The sequence below is a fragment of the Lentilactobacillus farraginis DSM 18382 = JCM 14108 genome (assembly GCF_000583655.1).
Taxonomy (GTDB): Bacteria; Bacillota; Bacilli; order Lactobacillales; family Lactobacillaceae; genus Lentilactobacillus; species Lentilactobacillus farraginis.
Window position 1 is genome coordinate 1 of the sequence record NZ_BAKI01000112.1, and the last position, 1,226, is coordinate 1,226.

General features: G+C 44.5%; 2 protein-coding genes. Both read right to left on the minus strand.

What is annotated here, in order from left to right; translation table 11 throughout:
- The coding region (locus JCM14108_RS13920) for a lyase family protein (protein ID WP_035181579.1) at window positions 1-524 on the minus strand (524 nt) is incomplete at its 3' end.
- 94 nt (window positions 525-618) lie between these two features.
- Window positions 619-1,226: lipoate--protein ligase (locus JCM14108_RS13925; protein ID WP_035181580.1), on the minus strand; the 608-nt coding region annotated here is incomplete at its 5' end.

Consider the following 1,226-nt stretch of genomic DNA (forward strand, 5'->3'; position numbering starts at 1 on the left):
AACTCATTTAAAATGATTCCCAGCTTAAACCCCAGTGTCGATGGTGAACTGTAAGTACGATGGGCGATCGCGACGCTGATAGTTTTTTTATAACGATCTGCTAAATCGTAGAGGACTGAGCCGAATTTTACCAAATAGTCCATTAGAATTTTGTCAGCCTGCTTCAGCTGCAAAACATAGCAGGTATCCTCCACATCTTCGCTTGCAGCGCCATAATGAAGGTACTGGCCGGCGCCATCATCGAATAACTGCTGTGAGTAACTGACAAAGCCGGCTAAAAAGTGACCGGAGCGGGCAGCAGCCAACCGCAATTTTGTCAAATCGTAGTTTTCCGGCACTACTTTTTCCTTAATCTCTTCATAAGCAGACAGTGGTATCTTTTTATTCTTTGACATGGCATAAGCAACCGCCGTTTCTACCTGGCAAACCGTTTTCAGCAGATTCTCATCAGACCAAACCGCCCGCATTCGAGCCGTTGAATAGCCGTTTTGATTAAAAATTGATCCAAGAACCTCACCACTCATAAATGCCTTACCCCCTCATCAACTAATCGTGAAATGTACCAAGTAATTACCTTTATGTTAACGCTTAGTCGCAAACCTGTCAGAGATAAGAATTCTAATTAATTGTGGCTTTGTCAGCGAAACGTTTATCCACCAGCATTTCTGCCAAAGCCCGCGGTGAAACAGCCCCAATATTTCCCGCGACGTTTCCCTGTATGAAGGCTTCAGTTAAGCTCGTGACATTATAGGGCGTTCCTATCAATTGATCCTCAATCTGCCGCAAATTACCATTCATTTTGTTAAAATCACCAAATATCTTGGCATGGGTAATCACGTGATTGTCAACTGAAAAACTGATTTCTACGGTACCCACCCCGTCAAAGTGCGCAGAATGGTAGTTTGTATCCGTCGTTTTTTTGCCCATCACCCATTTTGGATTGCCAAATTTGGCAGTGGCGGCCTTTTCAATTGCCTGCCAATCTGCTTTCGTCATAACATAGGTCGGAATTTGATGTAAATCGGCCACATGAAATAACTTAAGCAGAAATTTAGTCTGCAGCTGTGCCAACGTCATGTTGCGATACCGACTGTCAAAGTATGGCCGTAAATTAGTTACCCGGCTGTGAACCGACTTAACCCCCTTTGACGCCAACTTTGACTTGGGTGGCCGTAATGCTTGAGCGGCATTGTCCAAGTCAACATCTACCATTAACGTCCCACCGG